Genomic DNA, 22,078 nt, shown 5'->3' with positions numbered 1-22,078 from the left:
ATCGGCGGATTACTGACCCTGCAACTGATGCGAGCGGGCCATGGCGTCTTCGGCCATCTGGATGTACTTGCGATCGCCCGTCCCGGCGAAGGCCCGCTGCATCGTCAGGCTCATCGCGGTGTAGTTGAACGGATCGGAAGGCTCCAGTTCGCACGCCTTCTGGGCATGTTCGACCGCGGCTTCGTGGTTCTTGAGCCGCCCGCATAGAACCGCCAGCGCCAGGTGCGCCAGCACGCACCGTTCGTCCACGGTCAGCGCCTGTTCGTAGGACTTGACCGCTTCTTCCAGTTTTCCTGCGTCTTTGAGGCGTTCGCCTTCATTGCAAAGTTCGATCGCGTCGGACATGGGGAAAACTCCAGCGGCGGGCAATGGCGGACGATGAGAGGCAGCATCGATCAGACGTTCAGCATACGGGAACGTCCAGCCATCGACGATAGGGCCATGCGTCCCGCAACGACGCGTCGCCTGACGTTCATTCCGCTCTCGAAAAACTGCCGTCGCGGCGTCTGGGACCTTTCGCTACAGTCCGAAACAGCCGTCTCTCGCCCGTGTCGACAGGGAAGTCGTCCTGTGAGCCGCATTCATCCGACCGCGATCGTCAGTCCGCAGGCCGTCATCGGACAGGACGTGTCGATCGGCCCCTTCTGCATCATCGAAGACGACGTCACGATCGGCGACGGTTGTCGACTCGAGGCGAGGGTCACCGTCTGCTCCGGCACGCGCCTCGGCAATCGCAATCATCTGCATGACGGCGCGGTCGTCGGCGGCAAGCCTCAGCACGCCCGCTGCCCCGAAGAGCTGGGTCTGACGATCGTCGGCGAAGGCAACGTCATCCGGGAATACGTCACCATCCACCGCGGCCTCCACCCGGGCAGCGATACGGTGATCGGTTCCGGCAACATGCTGATGATCGGCGTGCACATCGCGCACGACTGCCGGATCGGCGATCAGTGCATCATGGCGAACAACGCCCTGCTGGCCGGTCACGTCACCGTCGGCAGCAAGGCCTACCTGTCGGGCGCCGTCGCGGTGCATCAGTTCTGCCGCATCGGGTCGTACGCGATGGTGGGCGGACAAGCCCATCTCACCAAGGACGTACCCCCCTACGTGCTGCTCGACGGTCAATCGACCCTGGTAGTGGGATTGAACTCGATCGGCCTGAAGCGGAACGGCTTCCGCGAGGACGAAATCGCCCAGCTCAAGCAGGCTTACCGGGTGATCTATCGCTCGGGCCTGAAGTGGGCGGACGTTCTTTCGGCGCTGCGGCTGCAGTTCTCCTCCGGACCGGCGGCGGCATTCCACGCGTTCCTGGTCGAAGGGAAGCGCGGATTCGTGCAGGAGCGCCGGATCCCCCGATCGGCGACCCTCCCACTGCATGCGAACGATTCGCTCGACGAAGGCGAATCGGGCATCCGCCGCGTCGGCTGATCCACGAATCGCGGAAGAAACATTCTGAAGGGACAGGCGTTCGCGCCTGTCCCTTTTTTCGTTTTCGTCCTCCCGCCGCCGAACCGGCCCGGCATCGCGGCGCGATCGTCGCGCGAGGGAACTGATCGCTGCGCGACCGATCTTCGCCCCCTATTGGTGGAACCGAGGGAAGAATCAGCGGGCGCCGCGGCCGGGCGCTCGACCGTCGCGACAGGCATCGACCCCGTCTTTCGCCGCATATTCGCGGAACCGAGGCCGTTGCGTCGCGATCCTGGCGTTATTGGCACGCCGTTTGATTATAGTCGGCGGCAGTCACGCCCCCGGGAGAGCCGGGAGGGCAGGCTTCCGTCAGCGAGGACACAAGTCACATGAACGAACAGACTCTCCAAGGGCATTGGAACGAGATCAAGGGCGGCGTCCAGAAGAAGTGGGGTCAGATCACCGACGACGACCTCCGCATGGCGAAGGGCGACGTCGACCGGCTCGTCGGTCTGATCCAGCGCAAGACGGGCGAAGGCCGCGAAGCCATCATGAAGTTCATGGAGGAGACCGCCGGCATCTCCGCGGGCACGCTCGCGCAGGTCATGGAAAACGTCCGCACGTACGCCCAGCAGGCCTCGGAAACGTCCGGCGAGCAGGCGCAGTACGCGATGGATGCGGCCCGCCAGGGCTACGAGAACACCGAGGAACTCGTCCGTCAGCGTCCGATGGAATCGATGCTGACCTGCTTCGGCGTCGGCATTCTGACCGGCGTCGTCGTCGGCCTGATGATTCGCCGCTGATCGCCGCGGACGGCGACCGGAGCCGTCTTCGAAACATTCGTCGGCGTGCGATGCGACCCATCGCTGTGCCGTTCTGACTCAGCTTTCATGAAGGAGTCGCTGTCATGGTCGAATCCACGAACCGAATGTCGATGCCCCCTGCGGTACAGCAGTCGGCTGACGAACTGGTCCATACGATCGAGCGAAATCCGCTCCCCGCCGCGCTGACCGTCTTCGGTCTGGGCGTCGGGCTCGGACTTCTCGCCACGATCCTGGTCTCGATGGAACAGGAGCAGCCGCCCGAGCCCTGGCCGCGCCGCTATCGCCGGGAGGCGATGGGCCGCGCTTCGAACGCCATGGGCCAGGCCTCTCACGTTTCGCACGACGTGGCGAATATCGCGCAGCAAGCCGCCAAGCATGCGGTCGACAGCGTGATGCACGTTCTCCGCCGCAACTAGACTGGCTCAGGCCAGTCCAGCGAGGACGACACGGCGGCGATCCAATCAGGTCGCCGCGGCGTCGATTAGGGACAGGGCGTTCCAAGCGCCTCAATCGAGTTTTCCGTTCGACCGTCTGACCTGTTTCGCGAGAGCCTCATGGCCGAAGACGAAGCCGCTCGCCTGGAGCGGATCCGCGGACGCATGCAAAGCCTCCGAACGGATATGCATCGCGACGTGCGCGAGGTCGTCCTCTCCACCCGCGAGATGACCGACTGGAAGACCTACGTTCGGCGTTACCCTTGGGTCTGCGTCGGCGTCGCGGCAGGGATCGGCTTTTTCCTCGTCCCGACGAAGGTGCACAAGCAGTACGTGCAGCCGTCGGACAAGCAGGTCGTGAAGCTCGCCAAGGAAGATCGTCTGCACATCAATGCGGAACCCGTCGGACGACGTCAGTCATCGATGGTGACGACCGCCCTGACGTTCGTCATGAGCGCCGTCCTGCGTAGCGCCATGGCGTACGCAGGACAGCAACTCGGCAAAACGCTGCAGGGCATCACGTCGGACGAAGCAGGCAATCCGAAGAATCCGTTCGCCGATATCCGCTCTCGGGGAGGACTGTGATGGCGCCCGTCGCTGAATCTCGAGAGTTGATGGCTCCTGACGACGCTCGCCGGGCACGAGAGCTGGCACGCCTGCGTGCCGACGCCGGATCGGCCTCCGGCGCTCTCGCCGAAGCGCAGCGCTGGATCGGCGACAATCCTCAGATCGCCGTCGGCGCCGGTCTTGCGATCGGCCTACTCCTGGGATGGTGGGTCAAACGATGAGCGTCCGCAACGGGAGCAGCGCCCCGCCCCATCCGAATGTGCATCCGAACGGCGCCTCGAACGTTCGAGGACAGTTTCCGCCCGGCGCCGTCGCGCGTGATCTCGGCAGCCTCGCCCATGACACGATCGAACTGGGCGAGTTGCAGTTCGACCTGTTCAAGATCGAGCTTCGGCAGGCCGTCCTGGGTCTGATCGGACCGCTCGTCTTGTTCTTCGTCGCCGCCATGACGGTCGTCGCGTCGCTTCCCCTGCTATTATTCTTCATCGCGAACGGACTGATCGAGTGGGCGGAGTGGCAGGGCGGCTATGCCCCCTGGGCTTACCTCGCCGCGTTCGGAATCGGCGCCCTCCTGGCTGCGACGGTCGGCGTCGTGGGCTGGATGATCCTGAAGCGGAAGCTCAATCTGTTCCGCACCTCCCGCGAGGAACTGACTCGCAATATCGAGTGGATGAAGAGCGCTCTGCGTGCGGGTCGCTGAAGCGCTGGACGCTGACGCGCCGGGTGTGCAGGGGCTAAAGCGACCGGCACGGAAACGACTGGATGCCGGCTTCGAAGCCGTTCGAGCCGGACGATCGTTCGCGGCGGGGCCGAAGGCTGAGGTACGTACGTCGGGCGGTCATCCGTCAGGCTTTTCCGGAAAAGGCGAATGGACTCCCCGACCGACTCGATCCGTTCCAAAGGCCGAGCGAAGGCTCTTGCACGAGCTTCGGCGCGCCCGGAGTGGCGACTGTTTCAGCTCGTCGCTTTCACGATCGCGATCGGCGTGGCTTACTTCGCGCGGGACATTCTCGTCCCGATCGCGCTCGCCGGGTTTCTCAGTTTCGTCCTCGCGCCGATCTGCGACTGGTTCGAGCGTCGGCACGTTCCGCGGGCGCTCTCCGTCGTACTCGCCAACTGCGTCGCCGCCGGCATCATCCTGATCTTTCTGGCGATCGCGTTCTTTCAGCTCAGCGATATCGCGACTCAATTTCCGACGTATCGCGAAGGCGTGATCGAGCGAGTCCGCAGCGTTCGCTCTTTCGTCGGCGGAGGCGCGGGATCGCTGTCGAAGTCGTATCAGGACTTCACGAAAGCGGTCAGCCAGGAAACGGTCGCTCCGAAGGGCGCTGCGAGCGCCGGGGTGGCGACCGATGCTGACGGCGATATCGCCATCACGGTCGATCGGCAGGGGGAGGACAGGCGGTCGGCAGGCGACGCCGGAGCAGGAATAGGCAGCGCCGTCATCGACGACCGACCTTCGTCGGACGTGCCTCTTGTTTCCGAGTCCGGCGTCGGAGGGGAAGAAACCGAGGTCGTGCCGGTTCAAATCGTGAGCGTCCGCGAATCGCCGTTCGACCAGGCTCGCGCGCTGCTCACGCCGATCGTCGAACCGCTCGGCACGGCCGGCATCGTGATCGTCCTGTCGATCTTCATCCTGCTCAGTCGCGAGAACCTCCGCGACCGCATCATTCTGCTGCTGGGCTCCTCGAACCTGCACACCACCACCGCGGCCGTGAACGACGCGACTTATCGCGTCGGACGGTACCTGCGGATGACGCTCGTCATCAACGGAGGCTACGGCGTCGCGATCGGGATCGGATGCTTCCTGTTCGGTCTGCCGGGCGCGATCGTGCTGGGTCTGCTTGCCGGCGCGCTGCGATTTCTCCCCTACGTCGGCGGATGGCTGGCCGCGGTGCTTCCGGTCCTGCTCGCGCTGGCGACCAAGGACGGGTGGATCGTCCCGGTCGGCGTCATCGCGATGTTCGTCCTGTGCGAACTTTTCTGCAACACGGTCCTCGAACCCTGGCTCTACGGCGCCAGTATGGGGGTCACCTCCGTCGGGATCATCGTCGCCGCCGTTTTCTGGACGTGGCTGTGGGGTCCGATCGGGTTGTTCATCGCGATGCCCCTCACCGTCTGCCTGGTCGTCGCGGGATCGCACGTCCCCTGCCTCAACTTCCTCACGCTCTTGCTGGGCGAAGAGGAACCGATGCCGCCGCATGAGCGCGTCTACCAGCGACTGCTCGGCTTCGACTACGAGGAGGCGGTCGACATCGCGAACGAGTATCTGGACGATCGCACCCTCGCCGAGGCCTACGACGGACTGTTGATCCCGGCTCTCTCCGCGGCGGAACGGGATCAGCGTGCGGAGGTTCTCAACGAAGCCCAGTCGCGTTCGGTCTTCGACGGTCTGGAAGACCTGGTCGAAGAACTCCGCACGCGGAGCGCCTCGAAGAAGAAGTCGACCTCGCAGGCCGCCGAACCGACGCCCGAGCAGCGGGCCGTCGCCTGCGAGACGCAGAACGAGCCGGGCGAGCATCGTCCAGTCTTCCGCATCCTCGTCATCCCGGCGGAAGATCGCGCAGACGAAGTCGCGGCTGAGTTGCTCGCGGCGCTGATAGAGAGTCCCTGCAGCCAGGTCGAGTTGAGTTCCAGCAAGCTGCTGACGGTCGAAAAGGTCGAAGAAATCGACCGCGAGAATTACGACGCGGTCGTCATCGCCGTCGTCCCGCCTGCCGGCATGAAGCCCGCGCGCTATCTCTGCCGCCGTCTGCGTGCCAGGCGGCCTGGGATGCCGATTCTGGTTGGTCTGTTCCAGGAATCGAACTCGGACGCGACGCGCAAACTGTTCGATCGCGACGGCGCCGACGTCATCTTCTCCAAGGCGACGGAGGCCGTCGAGAAGTTCGATCAGGTCATCCGTCGACTGGCACACGTCGACCGCGAAGCGGCGGAACGACAGGCCGCTGAGAAGCAGGCCGAGAACGCTCGCGCCGAAGCGACGTCAGCGACGCCGGAGTCCCGCGAAGGGGCGAGTGTGTGAGCGCGCGGTTCGTAGCGCACGTTGCAGTTTGCGCCTGCCATCGGAGTTCGCGTGTAGCACGGAGTCGCTTCACGACGCCTCACCCAGTTTCAGCGAACCGCATGGTCTGGGTGGCCCGGATTGCTCGTCAATCCGGGCGGCGCAGCCGCAAGAGGCCGTCAGCGGCGGTCGGAATCAAGCTCCGCGGCCGGCCTTGGATCCTCTTGTCGAACTTCGTTCGACCCGGATTGCAAGCAATCCGTGCCACCCAGTCTTACGCGCGCAAACCGCAAGGTGCACTCGCGGTTCGGCGACGACGGTTCAATCGTTCTGGATGCCGTACTGGTCGAGCTTCTTTCGCAGCGTCGTGCGGTGGATGCCGAGCGCTCTCGCCGCCGCGGCGCACTGTTGACGGTAGCGTGCGAGCGTCGCCTCCAGAAACGGCGGTTCGACCAGCGACAGGAATCGCTCGTACCAGTCGCCTGATTCCGGTCGTTCTTCCGCCAGCCGGGCGGCATACTCCCGCAGCAGTCGCCGCAGAACCTCGTCCGGTTCTTCGTCGCCTTTCGCGACAGTGCGCGGCGTGGGTCGACCGCTCGGCTCCAGATGCATCGGAAGAATGCGCCCGCCCCGTGCGAGCAGTCGGGCCGATTCGACGGCGTGGCGAAGTTCCCGGACGTTCCCGGGCCAGCTTCGACGCTGCAACTCGGCGAGCGCCGCGGCGTCGAACGAACTGCCGCTCCAGGTCGATCCCTGCTCCGCTCGTCGCAGAAACGATTCAGCCAGCGCCGGCAGATCCTCGATCCGCTCCCGCAGCGGCGGAAGCTCGATCCGAAGCGCGCTCAGGCGGAAGTAAAGATCCTCCCGAAAGTCTCCCGCGCGGATCAGTTCGCCGAGATCGCGATGCGTCGCCGCCACGATGCGATAGTTCGTTTTACGCGACTGGTTCGAGCCGACCGGCGTGACCTCCTGAAGTTCCAGGCAGCGGAGCAGCTTCACCTGCAGCGAGGGCGGAATGTCGGCGACCTCGTCGAGAAAGAGCGTCCCTCCGGCTGCGAGTTCCAGCAGCCCCGTGCGCGGAGCGTCCGCGCCGGTGAAGGCGCCCCGGGCGTGACCGAACAGCTCGCTTTCGGCCAGCGAAGGATTGAGGGCCGCGACGTTGAGCGCGACGAACGGTCCGTTCGAGCGAGCGCTGTAGCGGTGGATGGCTCGCGCGGCGAGTTCCTTCCCCGTGCCGCTCTCGCCCGAGAGCAATACCGGCGCGTCGCTCGCCGCGGCGAGCGCGATCCGTTTGAAGACCTCCTGCATTCGCGGCGATCGTCCGACGAAGCCGTCGATCGTCTCCGGTTCGTTCGCGGTCGTCGGCGCCGCCGGAGCTTCCCGCGCGGCGAGCGCATGACGGATCACGCGCTCCGCCTGATCGAGATCGAACGGCTTGATGAGGTATTCGAACGCTCCCCGCCGGGTCGCTTCGACGGCGGTGGCGAGGTCGCCGTAAGCGGTCATCACGACCAGGGGCGCTTCGCCCAGTCGCGGACGCAGACGCGGCATCGCCTCCAGCCCGTCCATCCCGGGCAGCCGCACGTCGAGGAAGACGACGTCGTAGGTCTGTTCATCGACCTTCCGCAGTCCCTCTTCCGCCGACGACGCCGAATCGACCTCCAGGCCCATCGACTCGCCCAGCCGCTCCAGCCCCCAGCAGATCGCGGGCTCGTCATCGACGATCAGAAGGCGCGGCATGTGCGGACGAAGTTCGTGTCAGGCGAGCAGGGAACGTCAGTCGCCCGGATTCGTTTCGGAACGACGTGCGTCCTTCAGCATATCCCGACCAGACGCCGGCGTTCCGTCGATCGTCGAATGTTAGCGGGGTCGCGAAAACCAATGCGGTTGCAGTACGAGGATCCGGACCCGCCCGTTCTGGATGTTCGCCTGGTTCGGCTGATTCATATCGACCGCGTGCCATTTGCCGGCTTCCAGCATCGCCGACGACTCGATCACGGTCTCGTCGAACTGCGCCGGTTCGCCGGCGTCGCTATCGACGATCGTCGAATTCTCGATCCGGTAGTCGACTTCCACTTTTCCCGAGGGGCGAAGCTTCGGCGTGATCGACGCGGAGACTCCGAAAAACCGCGGAGCATCGCCGGACCCGTCGGCTGCGGGGAGGAAGCGTTCGCCTCCGACGGAAAGTTCGGCGGTGTGACCCATCAGCGTCATAATGTAGGGACGGGAAAGAACGGTGACCTGTCCGCATCCGTTCAAGATCGGATTCAGATCGATGTCCGCGGCATCGGGATCGGATTGCGCCGCGGCGAGCGACTCGTGGAATTTGTCGCGTTGATCGGCGTCGATCTCGAAAAGCACAAGCCGCATCTCCACCATTTCCGGCTCGTCCCGAAAGAAGATCCACGCCCGCATCGGCGCGAAGCCGACCATCATCCCGGCGGCGAAGATCAGCAGACCGCCGAGGCTGATCGACCAGCGCGAACGCTTCTTCGGGACGACCTCCCGCGCGGCGGTCTCCTGCGGATCGGGTCTGCCGGGATCGTTCGACGCGTCCATGGGCCTTCGTTCCTCGGAACTGCCGTCCGAACGTCGATAGACACGGAGGGCTGACACCCTCCGCTCGCCTGGGAAGCGCTCGTCCGGGACTCGCTTTCCCGCGAACTGCGTCAATCCGTCTGCAGGGCGCCGAGCTCGGGGGCGATCCGCTCCAGTTCCTGGTGGAGGTAGTTCTTCACCCGCGAGGTGGTCGTCATCCGGGAGGCCTTCTGGAAGATGGCCTCCGCATGTTCGACGGAAAGGTGCGAAGCGAGATCCTTGATCGTCGGCACGAACGCGGGGCTCATGCTGAAGCTGCGCAGGCCCATTCCGCTGAGCAGGACGAACGAACTCATCTTCCCGGCCATCTCGCCGCAGACCGTGATCGGTTTGTTCGACCGGTTGCAGCAGCGGATCACGCGATGCAGCGTTCGCAGAACCGCCGGCGCCAGCGAGTCGCAGAGGTGGTTCACCTTCGGATTGTCGCGATCCGCCGCCATCAGGTACTGGACCAGGTCGTTCGATCCGACCGAAACGAAGTCGCAGTACTTCAGCATCGTCGGGATCGTGACTGCGGCGGCCGGCACCTCGATCATGATGCCCAGCGGCGGACGGGCGTACGGTTTGCCCATCTCCTCGAGCTTTTGGCAGCAGCGTCGGACGATCTTCCGGACGCGAAGCAGTTCTTCCAGCGTCGTGATCATCGGGAACATGAGCCGCAGCGTGCCGCCGTGGCGCAATGCGTGTTCCTGCGCGCGCAGGATCGCGCGGATCTGCGTCATGAAGAATTCGGGATGCTCGAAGCTGAGCCGAATCGAGCGCCAGCCGAGGAACGGATTCGCCTCCTGGTGCCGATGGCCCAGGTAGGGAATCGTCTTGTCCCCGCCGATGTCGAGCGTCCGGACCGTCACGGTCTTACCCGGCGCCGCGTCGAAGATATCGCAGTAGGCGCAGTACTGCTCCTCCTCGTCGGGCACGTCGGGGTGCGTGAGGTAGAGGTACTCCGTACGAAACAGCCCGACGCCTGACGCGCCCATCGCCGTGGCTGTCTGAGCGTCATGCACGCTGTTGATGTTGGCGAGCAGGTGCAGCGGCGTTCCATCTTTCAGAAGCGCCGGTTCGTCGCGATTCGCCGCGAGCTGGTTCTTGAGATTGACGAACTCCCGTTCGAGCTTCCGGTAGGCGGTCAGCACCTCCGAATCAGGCTCGACGATGACGTGCCCCGTCCGACCGTCGACGACGATCGGATCGCCGGTCTTCACCTGCTTCAGGATGCCGGCGACCCCGGACACCGCGGGAATGCCGCGGCTGCGCGCGATGATCGCGGCGTGGCTAGTCTGGCTTCCCGTCTGCGTGACGATGCCGTGAACGTCGACGTTGCCGAGCGCGACCGCCTGGGAAGGCAACAGTTCCTCCGCCACGACGATCACGTTGCCTTCGAGCGGTTCGCCGTCCGGCTTGAGCACCTCGGACAGATGGGCGCTGAGCCGCATCACGACGTCGCGAACGTCGTTCAGCCGTTCCTTCAGGAACTCCTCGCTCGCGCCGGAGAACCGTTCCGCGTATTCGTCCATCAGGCGCGAAAGCGCCGCCGGGGCGGTGAGTCGTTCGTCGACGATCCACGCCCGGATCTTCTTCGTGAACGAGGCGTCCCACAGAATCGATTCGTGGACGGCGAAGATCGCCGCTTCTTCGGGACCGACCTGGCTGGCGACCTTCCGCTCGAAAGCGCGCAGGTCCGCAGCGGTCAGATCGCGGGCGGTCTCGTAACGAGCGAGCTCGGCCGAGATCTCCGTGTGGGCGAGCTTCCGCTGGGCGGTCGGAGAGACGTAGACCTGGTTGATGCAGTACGCCGTCCCCACGGCGACGCCGGGGCTGACGGCGATTCCTTTACGCATGGTCAACGAAACTACCCGAGCTTTCCGCGACCGCGAAGGAGGTCCAAACTCGTCTCGTATCCGCCGAGCGAACGGCGATCATCCGCCGGGACCTGCGACTAAGGTTCGGCAGCCTGAGGGCGACAGAACGAGGAAAGTCGATCTACCCGCATTAGCTTCGCCGAACCAAAGCAACGCCTATCCAGCGCGCGTCGAGCTATCAAGGAGAGCAATTATATCGGATGCGGATCGCGGCGCGAACGGACTTCCGAATCGTTCGCCGGACGGCGGCAGAGCCTGCGCAGCCGCGATTGTCACGCTGGACCGCGCCCGCTATACTCACCGCTTCAATTTACCGAAGTTAAGGCCCTGTCGAGGCTTCGCGCTTGCGGAGTAGCCGATGCGATTTTCGCTGGTCGACACGATCGTCGAAATCGAAGTTGGTAAGCAAATTCAGGCTACGAAAGCCCTTAGCATCGCCGAAGAGTATCTCGCGGATCATTTCCCGAGATTTCCGGTCATGCCGGGCGTCCTGATGCTCGAATCCCTCTTCCAAGCGAGCGCGTGGCTCTCCCGGGTCACGGACGAATTCCGTTATTCCACGGTCTGGCTAAAAGACGCCAGAAACGTTAAATACGCGGACTTCGTCAAACCCGGCGAAACGCTCGCGGTCCATTCGGAGCTGATCAAGGAGGTTGGCCACGAAGTGACGTTCAAGGCGAAGGCGACCGTCGAAGGTCGCGTCGCCGTGATGGCCCGACTGACGATCGTGCGAGCGAACCTCGCGGACGATCGGCCGGAGTTGGAGGCGCTGGACGCGCGGATGCGTGCGGAAAGCCGCGACCTGTTCGCGCTGCTTGACCGCACGTCCGGGCGCTCCGCCGGTTCCGTTCCGACCTCCGCGGCCTGAGGTTCGTCGTTCGCCGCGAGATGCGTCGTGCCAGGGGGGAAGGTCGCCCCCGGATCGTCCGCTCCTGATTTCCTACGACGCACCCGTCGCCCTAGTTCGAATTCATTCGCCGTTCCTCGCCTGCGGGCGTACGGCGTCGAGTCAAACGACTCTCCAGTCCGGTACTCTGGTTAGCGAAGTCGCTTCCCGCGGGAACGCACAACGAAACGTCACGGAGATTTCAACGGAATGCCTACGGATCAAGAAGTGTTCGAGAAGGTGCAGTCGGCTCTCGTCGAAGCGCTGGCGGTAGACGAAGAGGAAGTGACGCCGCAGGCGACGATCGTCGGCGATCTCGGCGCGGAGTCGATCGACTTCCTGGACATCGTGTTCCGACTCGAAAACTCGTTCGGCATCGAGATCCCGCGCTCGGAGCTCTTCCCCGAAGAGATTCTGACCAGCGGCGAGTACGTCAGCGACGGTCGAGTCACCGACGTCGGTATCGCCGAACTGAAGCGCCGCATGCCGTTCGCGGACCTGTCGAAGTTCGAGAAGAACCCGCAGGTCGCCGAGTTCCCTAACCTGCTGACGGTTCAGGATCTCTGCAACTACGTCAAGACGAAGGTCAACAAGTAGTCGCCGCGGCGGCCAGACCGCCGTCGCGATCGTCGTCGGAGCCTGTTCGTCGGGCTTCGACGCGAACTGGACGCTTCGCCTGGGAATCCGCGAACAAGTTCCTTCGAGCCTCGCGGTTCCGCTTTTCGAAAATACCCGCCGAGTTATCGCTTTCACGGGACGCGACGACGCATGCGCTGGTTTTGGATCGATCGGTTCGTCGAATTCGAGCGGGGCAAGCGCGCCGTTGCGATCAAGAACGTATCGATCGCCGAAGAACACCTGCACTCGCAAGTAACTTCCTGGCCGGCGATGCCCCATTCGCTGATCATCGAGGGGATGGCCCAGACGGGCGGCCTGCTCGTCGGCGAGTTCGGCGGTTTCGAAGAACGCGTCGTGCTCGCGAAGGTCGGCAAGGCGGAGTTCGCGTTCCCGGTCTTCCCGGGCGATACGCTGCGGTACGTCGCCGAAGTGCAACGCCTGCAGTCGGACGGCGCCATCGTCCAGGGGACCGTGCATGTCGGCGATCGCCAGCAGGCGACCATCGAATTGATGTTCGCCCATCTGGACGACCAGAACTTTCAGGGCGTCGAGCAGTTCGAACCGTCCGATATGCTGCGCTGGATGCGTCTGCTCGGCCTGTACGACGTGGGCAAGGACGAACAGGGCAATCCGCTGCAGCCGCCGCAGCGGATGCTCGATGCCGAACGAAGGGTCATGGCGCGGACGACTTAGCGAACGGGGTCGCGAACCTCGCCCGCCCTGCTTCGAATTCCCTTAGACTTGACGCGACCGGAATCCCCCTGCTTTCTTAAGTAGCTCGGACGAAGCTAGACCCGCGAACGGAATCGTCGGCGATTCGACAAGTTCGAGGCTGGTTCGCCCGGGCCCCTAAGACATCGGAGACTCGACTCGAGGGTCCGCCCCGCTCGCGACACGGATCGCCGGCGACGCCTCCCTGCTTCGATCCTCCGCCGTCCGACTCGCAATTCCACAGGCTATCGGTTCATGAGACGTCGCGTCGTGGTCACGGGCATCGGCATGGTCAACCCTATGGGCCATGACGTCGAGTCCGTCTGGAAGGGGCTGAAGGAGAGCCGATCGGGCGTCGCCAGGATCACGATCTTCGACGCCAGCAATTTCCCCACGAAGATCGCCGCCGAGGTCAAGAACTGGGGCGTCGAACTGGTCGGCGAGAACCCCAAGGACTGGGAACTCCGCGGGCGCCACACTCGCTTCGCCATCGGCGCCGCCAAGCAGGCAGTCGAAGTCTCCGGCTTCATGAACTCGGGCATCGACCCGATCGAGGTCGGCGTCTACCTGGGGAGCGGCGAAGGCAACCAGGACTTCCTCGCGTTCGCCGGCATGATGGCCGCGGCGCTGGAGGGGAACGAGCTGAACCTGGTCAAGTTCTGCCAGCAGGGCCTGAAGACGCTGAACCCCACGATCGAACTGGAGCAGGAACCGAACATGCCGGCGGGCCATGTCGCCGCCCTGTTCGACGCGCAGGGACCCAACAGCAACTGCCTCACCGCCTGCGCGGCCAGCAGTCAGGCGATCGGCGAAGCGACCGAGATGATCCGCCGCGGCGACGCGACGATCATGATCTCGGGCGGCACGCACTCCATGATCCATCCGTTCGGCGTGACGGGCTTCAACCTGTTGACCGCGCTCTCGACGAACAACGCCGATCCGACCAAGGCTTCCCGCCCGTTCGACGCCCGCCGCGACGGCTTCGTGATCGGCGAAGGGTCCAGCATGGTCATCCTCGAAGAGCTGGAACACGCGCTCAAGCGCGGCGCGCCGATCTTCGGCGAGATCGTCGGTTACGGCACCACCGCCGACGCTTATCGCATCACGGACATTCCGCCCGACGGCCACGGCGCGATCGCGGCGATGAAGATGGCGCTGGCCGACGCGTCGCTGACCACCCAGGACATCGACTACATCAACGCCCACGGCACGAGCACGACGGTCAACGACAAGGTCGAAACGCTGGCCTGCAAGCAGGTCTTCGGCGAACGGGCGAAGCAGGTTCCCGTCTCCAGCACGAAAAGCATGATGGGCCACCTGATCGCCGCAGCGGGGGCGACCGAGTTGATCGTCTGCCTGATGGCGATCCGCGACAACGTGCTGCCGCCGACGATCAACTACGAGAACCCGGATCCGAACTGCGATCTGGATTACATCCCGAACGAAGCTCGCGAGGCGAAGTGCGACGTCGCCCTCTCGAACAGCTTCGGCTTCGGCGGTCAGAACGTCGCCCTGATCGCCCGCCGCTACGCGGGCTGAGACGAAGCACGGGCCTTCGGAGATAGGGTTCGCGTCTCTCGCAGGGTGGGTCAATGACCACCCTGCGACTCCGTCCCGTCGTTCGGGCAGAGCTTCAGAACCGGCGGCTGCGGATCGCCCAGCCGAAAGCGACCGCCGCGAGGGCTCCGATTCCCGAGCCCAGAAACGCGGCCAGCAGGTCCAGCCAGATGGTCCCGCCGGAATCGCCGAAGAGGGGCGTCTCGACGAAGCTGACGTAGGCGCCCCATCCGACGAAGGCGCCGGAGCAGAAGCCGACCAGGCCGTACGCGAGCCACTTCATTCGTCGTCCCGGGCCTCTCGCATGAGGTCGCTCTTCCGTCGTCGGAATCGTCGCGCTATCAGCCCTTTGATTTTCGCCTTCGTGGCGAAAATCATGCTCGGCAAGTTCGAAACAAGTTTCTCACGCCTCGCAAAACAGCGGAAAATCCGCTGTTTTGACGCCGCATCCGTGCGGCGAACGCAGTCCGTCGAAAAAATCAACGGGCTGCTATTCGACGTTCGCGTTCGGCTGCGACTCGATCCACGCAATCATCTGCCGCACCGCTCCCAGATGATAGGCGGCATGTGCGGCGCTGGCGAACGCTCCGGCCAGCTCGACCTCGCCCCAGGGGCGGGGCTGCCGCACGAAGTCGAGCCATGCTTCGGCGTGCCGTTTCAAATCTCCTCGCAGGTCGTCCCACGCCGCTTCGGAGACCGACGTCACGGTCCAGCTTTCCTTCCAGTCCGCGGTCGCGAACGGATTCGGCTCCCCAGCCGCGAAGCGGTTGAGCAGCGAGAGATGGTAGTTGATATGCGACGCGTGCGAAGCGATCGTCTTCCGGCCAGGCGCCGGGGAAAGCGACGCCTGCTTCGCGGAAACGTTCGCCAACTCCCCGACGAACCCTTGCTGCCCCGGATTCAGAAACCAGCCTCCGTTCGGGCTCGCCCGCAGGAACGCTTCGCTGACCAGCATCGTCAGCGCGGCTGCGATGGTCCGTTCTTCGTCGCTCATGGTCGTCTCCGCTAGTCGGCCGGCTTCGACATCCTAGCAGGCTGCTGCAATAGGCAGACAGCCTGCGATTCGTCGCAGGACGCGACGACGAAAGGGGAGTTCACGACCCTTTCGCGAGCCGTGAGGAACTTGTTCCGAACCTGGCGAGGCTGCTAGTGCGTGTCGCACTCACATGTGGCGTTCCCGGCGATCTGACTCGCCGCGTAATCGCCGCACGGGCCGCTACCGTTTCGCGAGACGCGATCTATTCGCGAACGGCCGAAAACGAACTCAGCCGCACGCTCTCGGGAAGAGAACCTGCGGCTGAGAGGCGTTTCGATTCGGCGATCGCGACGCGACCGACTCCGGATTAGTAGTTGCTCGATCCGGGCCCGATGCTGGGCGGGTTGTTCTGCAGGAAGTCCCGAGGTCCGCGCGTCGTGTAGTACGGGTAGGCGTACTGACCCGTCGGCGGTCCGTTCGGACCGGCGTGCGGCTGGTCGGTGTAGAGCTGCTGGTGAGCCGAGCCGTGGAAGCCCGCGACGCCGAAGCCCTGGTGACCGTGCACGGAGAGAGGCGGCTGACAGTCGGGGCAGTACCCGCCTTGTCCGTAGCCGCCTTGTCCGCCGCCCTGACCGTAGGCGGCATGGCCCATCCCGCCGCCGCCGGCATGACGACGAGCGTGGAGGCCGCCGTGCCGTCCGAACACTTGCGGACGCGCGTTCTGGCAATTGGAGTGAGCCTGGATCGTGTCGTACCGCAGCAGGCCCGGAGGCGCTGCCAGGTCGTGACCGACGCGAGCCGCCTGGCACCCCGTGCCGATCAGCGCGAGTCCGAGTACGAGACCGAGAGCCGACAACGCACGCGTCATGGCGAATTCCTTTTCGTTCGTTCCGGTCCGGCGAATCGCAGGCGCGGCCGCATCCGGGAAGAGTCGGTTCCTCGACCGTCTTCGGATCGATGGCTGTGGTTTGAGATCGGCGTTCCAGATGCGAGAATGCACCGATTCGGACTCTTCCGAGCCTGTCGAAGAATCGTTTTCACCGGGCCGGGCGGCATAATCGTCAAACCTTATCCGGCTTCACAGGCAGCTTGCCGGAAGCGGCTCCCAACGTCGGTCGCGGAAGCCGATCGCATCTCCGACAGCTCGCGAAAGCAGCGCCGTGTTCCCCCGCCGATTCACCGTCGGATCGCTGATCCTGCTGATGTTCCTGACGAGCTTCGTCGGAGCGTCGGCGTTCTACCTGGCGAAATCGATGCGCCGTTCGCCGGAGGTATCGAACGCGAAGGCGACCGGAAGCGTCGATCCGCAGGCTGCCGAACGAGAGCGGCAACGCCGATCGACCGACGTCGCGGTCTTCAGCCTGGTGACGCTCGCGATTCCGACCGTCGTAGTGCTGATCCTGTCGACCGCGGTGGCGATCGTCCGGCTAGCGAACCGGGGCAGCCGAAAGCGCCGGCGCCGCGACGGGCCGCAGCGCGACCCCCTGATCGAGTGACGGGGCCTGAGAAGTCAGCGGAGGAGATCCCGCGGGCGTGGGCGCGAACTGCGGCGCTCCGGCAGCCGGTTCGCCCGGCAGCGGAACGCCGAGAAACGCGGGCTGTGCCGGCAGATAGCGATCGAACCAGATCCTCGCGTAGCGACTGGTTTCCTGTTCCTTATCGACCCAGATCGACAGGTGCCCCCGACCGGGCAGCGTGACGAGCGTCGTCTTTCCGCCGGAAGCCCGATCGATGGCGATGCTGTGTTCGACGGGAATGAGCGTGTCGTCCTCGCCGTGCAGCAGCAGCGTCGGCGCCGCGACGGTCGCGATCGCCTGCTCCGGCGTCGCCTGATCGGGACTGAAGCCGGCCACTTCCGCCCCCTGCTTTACGTAAGCGTCGATCAGCGACTTCGGCACGAGCGCTCCGACGCCGGGCAGGGCTCCCCGCAGGTAATCAGGGGCCTCATGCTCCAGCGAACGAAAGGGCGCCACGGCGACGACCGCTTCGACGCGATCGTCCTTCGACGCATGCAGGATGGCGCTGCTCGCCCCGAGCGAATAGCCGAAGACGCCGACCTTTCCGACGACCAGGTCCGCGGCGTACAGCGCGTCGAGAGCCTGCTTCACGTCCTGCGATTCCAGCGCGCCGTAGGTGACGTGTTTGCCGGTCGACGCCCCATGACCGCGCGAGTCGATGAGGAAGACGCGATAGCCGTCCTCCGCGAACTTGTCGGCGAAATGCATCATCCAGAGCGACTCGCCGCCCAGGCCATGCAGCACCAGGATCGTGCCGCGGGGCTGGCCGTAGATCGCCAGCGGCTCCTTCTGCAACACGCCCAGTTCCGCGACAGGCGGCCCGACGTCGAGCAGATAAAACCGATCGACGCCGTTTTGAGCTCGCACCGCCGGATCGACCAGCGTCCTGGCTGAATTCGGCGTTCCGCCGTTGGGCGACTGCACGACGAAGCCGCCGAGACTTCCTGCGCACCCTCCGCCGCCGATCAGCGTCGCCAAGAGCGTCAGCAGAAGAGGGAAGAATCGCGACATTCGGGAGGCTTCAGGCGCTTCGTCGGGAAATTTTCGTCAGCGCGGATGCCGAACGATCGCGAGATCGGGGTAGCGACCCGCGGCTCACGCCGCTTGTACGTATCGGCAGAACGCGGGGCAGATTCCTCCTGCTCCCCGAACGGTGTCCTTACAGTACGGCCCCGGCGCCCGCAAGGTTTGTCATCGCCGGCCGAGAATCGAAAGGTCGTTCCGCTCCGATCGCCTCGCCACAGGGCGACGGCGGACGGCGGCGGCTGCCCACGCGGTAAACATCGACAGCGAAAGACTTTCCGCAGAAATCTCTTCTCGTTCATGTCGAGAGCCCGCGACGCCCTTCGACGCATGCGGATGCTCGATTGCGAGCCTCTCAATCATTTCTGTGCCAGCCATCGAAAATAGTTTCGCTAAGGGTCGCGATTCGTCATAATCCCCTGAGTACGATTCCCCTGCCGCCCGCGTTCTGACGATGTGACAGCAGCAGGGGCTCTCGAAACGGTTCGTCCGCAGGCTGCGGCGAACGAGCGTTTTCGACGGCGTAACGGGTTAGGAGCGAGTGCGCGATGATTCGAATTCGGTGGAATCGAGGGAGCGGGTCGTTCGCCGCGTCGGCCATGCTTTGCGGAGCGGCCTTCGCCGTTTCCGCAGCGCACGCTCAACCGACCGGGCTTGAGACGACCCCGGCTCAGCAGACTTCCACGGATGCGACCTCGGCGGAGACGACGTCAGCAGATGCGGCGCCGGAGAAGGCTCCTCCCGCGGCGAAGCTCCCCAAGCCGGCGCCCGATTACGGCATCCCTCAGGTCGCCAGGATCAACGAAGAGATCCGCGCGGCCTGGATCGACTACGACCTGAAGCCTTCGCCCCCCGCTTCGGACGGGGAGTGGTGCCGCCGCGTCTATCTCGACGTGCTCGGTCGCGTTCCCTCGGTTCAGGAACTGGGCGCCTTCCTCGCCGACACGTCGTCCGACAAGAAGGCGAAGCTCGTCAACACGCTCCTGTCGAGCGACGACTACGTCGAGGACTACGCCCGCAACTGGACCACGGTCTGGACCACGGTTCTGATCGGACGGACGGGGGGCAACGACCAGAACTCGCTGATCTCCCGCCCCGGGATGCAGAAGTACCTCCGCGACAGTTTCGCGCGGAACAAGCCCTACGACAAAATGGTCGAGGAGCTCGTTACCGCGACCGGCGTCACGACGCCCGGTTCGGAAGGCTTTAACGGCGCCGTCAACTTCCTCGTCGATAAGGTCAACGAAGAAGACGCCACGCTCGCGACCGCTGACACCACCCGGATCTTCCTGGGCCTGCAGGTACAATGCACGCAGTGCCATAACCACCCGTTCAACGAGTGGAAGCAGCAGAAGTTCTGGGAGATGAACGCCTTCTTCCGCCAGTCGCGGGCGCTGCGTACGTTCGCGCCGGGCGGCAACATGGTCTCCTCGGCGGAGCTCGTCAATCAGGACTTCGCCGGCGAAGGGGGCAACCCCGTCGAGGCGGAACTGTACTACGAGCTGCGTAACGGTCTGCTCAAGGTCGCCTACCCCATCTACGTGGACGGCGAAGAGATCTCGAAGAGCGGTTACGTCAGCGACGTCGTTCGTCGCAACGAGCTCGGCAAGTTCATGGTCAACTCGAACTACCTCGAGAAGACCATGGCGAACCGGATGTGGTCGCACTTCCTGGGCTACGGCTTCACCAAGCCGATCGACGACATGGGTCCCCACAACCCGCCGTCGAACCCGATCCTGCTCGACTACCTTGCCGAACAGTTCCGCAAGAACAGCTTCAACACCAAGGAGCTGATCCGCTGGATCGCCCTCAGCGAAGCCTATTCGCTCTCCAGCCGGATCACCGACGACAACCAGTCGGACGATCCGCTTCTGGGCGAGAAGCCGCGGTTCACCCACTTCTATCTGCGACAGATGGAAGCCGAACAGCTTTACGAATCGCTGCTCGTCGCCACGCAGGCTCACAAGACCCGCGGCAGCTACGAAGAACAGGAAGCGCAGAAGGCCCAGTGGCTCGGCCAGTTCGTCCAGGCGTTCGGCACCGACGCAGGCGGCGAAACGACCTCGTTCAACGGCACGATTCCGCAGGTGCTGATGATGTTCAACGGCGACCTGATCAAGGACGCCACCAGCAACGAGCCGGGCAGCTTCCTGACGACGATCTCCAGCAGCAAGCTCAGCAGCCGGGACAAGATCAACTACATCTATCTCTCGGGTCTTGCCCGCAAGCCGAGCGACAAGGAACTCGCCATCGCCAACGAGCTGCTCAAGGCTCGCCGGGGCGACGAAACGGCAGCGCTGCAGGACATGTTCTGGGCCCTGCTGAACTCCAACGAGTTCATCTTCAACCACTAAATCGCGAACCGATCGCGAGGCAGGCGACGCAGCCTGCTTCGGGCCGCACAGTCACCTTTCGAACCAGCCTCACGATTCAGGAACCACTGCCATGTTCACTACGCCTAGCGGGATGTCTCGTCGTCACTTCATGTCGCACCTGGCGGGGGCATCGGCTCTGACGGTGCCGGCGTTGACGATGGGGGGGAGCGTTCTGGCGAACGCCAACGAGCTCTCCAAGAAGCGCAAGAGCGCGATCCTGCTGTGGATGGGCGGCGGACCGGCCTCGATCGACATCTGGGACCTCAAGCCGGGCGCGCCCACGGGCGGTCCCTTCCGCCCCATCAGCACCACCGGCGATCTGCAGATCAGCGAGCACATGCCGCTGATGGCCCAGCAGATGAAGCACATGGCCGTCGTCCGCTCCATGAGCACCCGCGAAGCCGACCACGACCGCGGTCGCTACTACATGCAGACCGGCTACGTCCCCAATCCCTCGATCGAGCATCCCAGCTACGGCGCCGTCGTCTCCCACGAAACCATCGACCAGCGCCCCGAACTGGAGATCCCCCCCTTCGTCTCCATCGGCGGCGGAGGCGTCGGACCGGGCTTCCTGGGCATGGCCTGGGCCCCCTTCTCCGTCAACTCCAACGGACAGGTCCGCAATCTCCAGATGAACATGGAGAACGACCGCCTGTCCCAGCGCATGGCCGCTCTGGAACTGGTCGAAAAGGGCTTCATCGCGGAAAACCGCGGATCGGCCGCCGCCGACCACATGAAGATCCTGCAGAAGACGGTCAACCTCATGACCAGCAAGCAGATGGACGCCTTCAAGGTCGCCCAGGAAGCCCCCGCCATGCTCGAACGCTACGGCGACAACGCCTTCGGGCGCGGCTGCCTGATGGCCCGCCGCCTGGTCGAGACGGGCGTCCCCTTCGTCGAAGTCGGAAACGGCGGCTGGGACATGCACAACGGCATCCATAACACGCTCCAGAACACCAAGCTCCCCGAGCTCGACCAGGCCATGAGCGCCCTCGTCGAGGACCTCGCCCAGCGCGGTCTGCTCGAAGACACGGTCGTCATGTGGATGGGCGAGTTCGGACGGACCCCCCGCATCAACGGCAACGCCGGTCGCGACCACTGGGCCCGCTCCTGGTCGGTCGTCGTCGGCGGCGGCGGCATCAAGGGGGGCCAGGCGGTCGGCGAAACCGACGCCGACGGCACCAGCGTCGTCACCGAGCCCTACACCAGCCAGGACATGATGGCCAGCGTCTGCCATGCCCTCGGCATCTCCCTGGAAACGACCTTCACCAGCCTCTCGGGCCGCCCGATGAAGATCGCCAACTCCGGCAAGGTCATCAAGGAACTCTTCGCCTAACCGAAGTAGAGCCCCGAAGATCCTGAAACCGCACGACGCTTGCCGAACACCGGCAAGCGTCGCTCGCGTTAGGGACGGACGCACGGGGCCGCTACGACCCTCCCGATCCATTCTTCCCGCCGACGGACATGCGACGCGGGCGATCGCATTTCTCCCTGCCCGCCCGGACTCTGGCGCTTCCTCGCCGCCCGAGGAATGATGGAATCTGGCGCCGCCGCCTTTTCCCCCCGCTTCGTCGAGCCGGAAACGCCTCATTTCGGAGATTACCGCGCTCCCCGCGACTGGCGCCGGCGTCTCTTCCCGCAACATCGGACCTAACGGCGAATCCTTCGCCGTTGCGAAATCAGGGGCTTCTCGATTTCCTGAGTACCCCGTCTTCTCCCGCA

At 64.5% G+C, this 22,078-nt stretch carries 22 protein-coding genes; 14 read left to right on the top strand and 8 right to left on the bottom strand.

Annotation, left to right across the window (positions count from 1 at the left end; genetic code table 11):
- Positions 1-9: 9 nt before the first annotated feature.
- Positions 10-345 carry a tetratricopeptide repeat protein gene (locus tag SH602x_RS12085; RefSeq protein ID WP_479477025.1) on the bottom strand — a complete coding sequence of 112 codons (336 nt, stop codon included), beginning with the start codon at positions 343-345 and terminating at the stop codon, positions 10-12.
- Between the two features lie 225 nt (positions 346-570).
- Here SH602x_RS12085 and lpxA point away from each other — a divergent pair, with 225 nt between their 5' ends.
- From lpxA to SH602x_RS12050, 7 genes are all read left to right on the top strand, one after another.
- Positions 571-1,428 carry an acyl-ACP--UDP-N-acetylglucosamine O-acyltransferase gene (gene lpxA / locus SH602x_RS12080; protein WP_479477024.1) on the top strand — a complete coding sequence of 286 codons (858 nt, stop codon included), beginning with the start codon at positions 571-573 and terminating at the stop codon, positions 1,426-1,428.
- A gap of 368 nt (positions 1,429-1,796) precedes the next feature.
- A complete protein-coding gene (locus SH602x_RS12075; RefSeq protein WP_479477023.1) occupies positions 1,797-2,210 on the top strand; it encodes a CsbD family protein in 414 nt (137 codons plus the stop codon).
- Between the two features lie 104 nt (positions 2,211-2,314).
- The gene (locus SH602x_RS12070) at positions 2,315-2,647 is read left to right on the top strand and encodes a hypothetical protein (RefSeq protein WP_479477022.1); all 333 of its coding nucleotides are present in this window, start codon (positions 2,315-2,317) and stop codon (positions 2,645-2,647) included.
- Positions 2,648-2,785: 138 nt separating this feature from the next.
- A complete protein-coding gene (locus SH602x_RS12065; RefSeq protein WP_479477021.1) occupies positions 2,786-3,250 on the top strand; it encodes a hypothetical protein in 465 nt (154 codons plus the stop codon).
- A complete protein-coding gene (locus SH602x_RS12060) occupies positions 3,250-3,453 on the top strand; it encodes a hypothetical protein (protein ID WP_479477020.1) in 204 nt (67 codons plus the stop codon). The genes SH602x_RS12065 and SH602x_RS12060 overlap by 1 nt, the downstream gene beginning before the upstream one ends.
- Positions 3,450-3,932: a phage holin family protein gene (locus SH602x_RS12055; protein ID WP_479477019.1), complete on the top strand. Its 483-nt coding sequence runs from the start codon at positions 3,450-3,452 to the stop codon at positions 3,930-3,932. The genes SH602x_RS12060 and SH602x_RS12055 overlap by 4 nt, the downstream gene beginning before the upstream one ends.
- A gap of 168 nt (positions 3,933-4,100) precedes the next feature.
- On the top strand, positions 4,101-6,257 hold the full coding sequence (locus SH602x_RS12050) for an AI-2E family transporter (RefSeq protein WP_479477018.1): 2,157 nt from the start codon (positions 4,101-4,103) through the stop codon (positions 6,255-6,257).
- A gap of 300 nt (positions 6,258-6,557) precedes the next feature.
- Here the strand turns inward: SH602x_RS12050 and SH602x_RS12045 are convergent, their stop codons facing one another.
- The 3 genes from SH602x_RS12045 to ptsP form a co-directional block, all read right to left on the bottom strand.
- Positions 6,558-7,976, bottom strand: a complete 1,419-nt coding sequence (locus SH602x_RS12045) for a sigma-54-dependent transcriptional regulator (RefSeq protein WP_479477017.1) — start codon at positions 7,974-7,976, stop codon at positions 6,558-6,560.
- A 120-nt stretch (positions 7,977-8,096) separates the two neighbouring features.
- Positions 8,097-8,795: a hypothetical protein gene (locus tag SH602x_RS12040; RefSeq protein WP_479477016.1), complete on the bottom strand. Its 699-nt coding sequence runs from the start codon at positions 8,793-8,795 to the stop codon at positions 8,097-8,099.
- Positions 8,796-8,905: 110 nt separating this feature from the next.
- Complete coding sequence (gene ptsP / locus SH602x_RS12035) at positions 8,906-10,672, bottom strand: phosphoenolpyruvate--protein phosphotransferase (protein WP_479477015.1); 1,767 nt, start codon at positions 10,670-10,672, stop codon at positions 8,906-8,908.
- Between the two features lie 379 nt (positions 10,673-11,051).
- Between ptsP and SH602x_RS12030 the strand changes: the two genes are divergently transcribed.
- The 4 genes from SH602x_RS12030 (at position 11,052) to fabF (ending at position 14,447) form a co-directional block, all read left to right on the top strand.
- Positions 11,052-11,561, top strand: coding sequence for a 3-hydroxyacyl-ACP dehydratase FabZ family protein (locus tag SH602x_RS12030; RefSeq protein WP_479477014.1), 510 nt, complete (start codon positions 11,052-11,054; stop codon positions 11,559-11,561).
- 228 nt (positions 11,562-11,789) lie between these two features.
- Positions 11,790-12,176: an acyl carrier protein gene (locus tag SH602x_RS12025; protein WP_479477013.1), complete on the top strand. Its 387-nt coding sequence runs from the start codon at positions 11,790-11,792 to the stop codon at positions 12,174-12,176.
- A gap of 171 nt (positions 12,177-12,347) precedes the next feature.
- Entirely contained in the window at positions 12,348-12,890 is a 543-nt protein-coding gene (locus SH602x_RS12020) for a 3-hydroxyacyl-ACP dehydratase FabZ family protein (RefSeq protein ID WP_479477012.1), read from the top strand.
- 273 nt (positions 12,891-13,163) lie between these two features.
- A complete protein-coding gene (gene fabF, locus SH602x_RS12015; RefSeq protein ID WP_479468209.1) occupies positions 13,164-14,447 on the top strand; it encodes a beta-ketoacyl-ACP synthase II in 1,284 nt (427 codons plus the stop codon).
- Between the two features lie 94 nt (positions 14,448-14,541).
- Here the strand turns inward: fabF and SH602x_RS12010 are convergent, their stop codons facing one another.
- From SH602x_RS12010 to SH602x_RS12000, 3 genes are all read right to left on the bottom strand, one after another.
- Positions 14,542-14,748 carry a hypothetical protein gene (locus SH602x_RS12010; RefSeq protein WP_479468210.1) on the bottom strand — a complete coding sequence of 69 codons (207 nt, stop codon included), beginning with the start codon at positions 14,746-14,748 and terminating at the stop codon, positions 14,542-14,544.
- Between the two features lie 207 nt (positions 14,749-14,955).
- A complete protein-coding gene (locus tag SH602x_RS12005; protein ID WP_479477011.1) occupies positions 14,956-15,459 on the bottom strand; it encodes a DinB family protein in 504 nt (167 codons plus the stop codon).
- Between the two features lie 349 nt (positions 15,460-15,808).
- Positions 15,809-16,309: a hypothetical protein gene (locus SH602x_RS12000; protein ID WP_479477010.1), complete on the bottom strand. Its 501-nt coding sequence runs from the start codon at positions 16,307-16,309 to the stop codon at positions 15,809-15,811.
- A gap of 292 nt (positions 16,310-16,601) precedes the next feature.
- On the opposite strand from SH602x_RS12000, the gene SH602x_RS11995 reads away from it, so the two are divergent.
- On the top strand, positions 16,602-16,937 hold the full coding sequence (locus SH602x_RS11995) for a hypothetical protein (protein ID WP_479468213.1): 336 nt from the start codon (positions 16,602-16,604) through the stop codon (positions 16,935-16,937).
- Here the strand turns inward: SH602x_RS11995 and SH602x_RS11990 are convergent.
- Positions 16,869-17,969: an alpha/beta hydrolase gene (locus SH602x_RS11990; protein ID WP_479477009.1), complete on the bottom strand. Its 1,101-nt coding sequence runs from the start codon at positions 17,967-17,969 to the stop codon at positions 16,869-16,871. The two genes, SH602x_RS11995 and SH602x_RS11990, sit on opposite strands and share 69 nt — an antisense overlap.
- 560 nt (positions 17,970-18,529) lie before the next feature.
- On the opposite strand from SH602x_RS11990, the gene SH602x_RS11985 reads away from it, so the two are divergent.
- Both SH602x_RS11985 and SH602x_RS11980 read left to right on the top strand, forming a co-directional pair.
- Positions 18,530-20,335 (top strand): DUF1549 domain-containing protein, encoded by a 1,806-nt coding sequence (locus SH602x_RS11985; protein WP_479477008.1) that lies wholly within the window; start codon positions 18,530-18,532, stop codon positions 20,333-20,335.
- Between the two features lie 91 nt (positions 20,336-20,426).
- Complete coding sequence (locus tag SH602x_RS11980; RefSeq protein ID WP_479477007.1) at positions 20,427-21,692, top strand: DUF1501 domain-containing protein; 1,266 nt, start codon at positions 20,427-20,429, stop codon at positions 21,690-21,692.
- The last annotated feature ends 386 nt before the right edge of the window (positions 21,693-22,078 follow it).

The organism is Lignipirellula cremea (assembly GCF_056501455.1).
The sequence above is the reverse complement of the archived record's forward strand: the minus strand, read 5'-3'. Positions and strand labels throughout refer to the sequence as shown.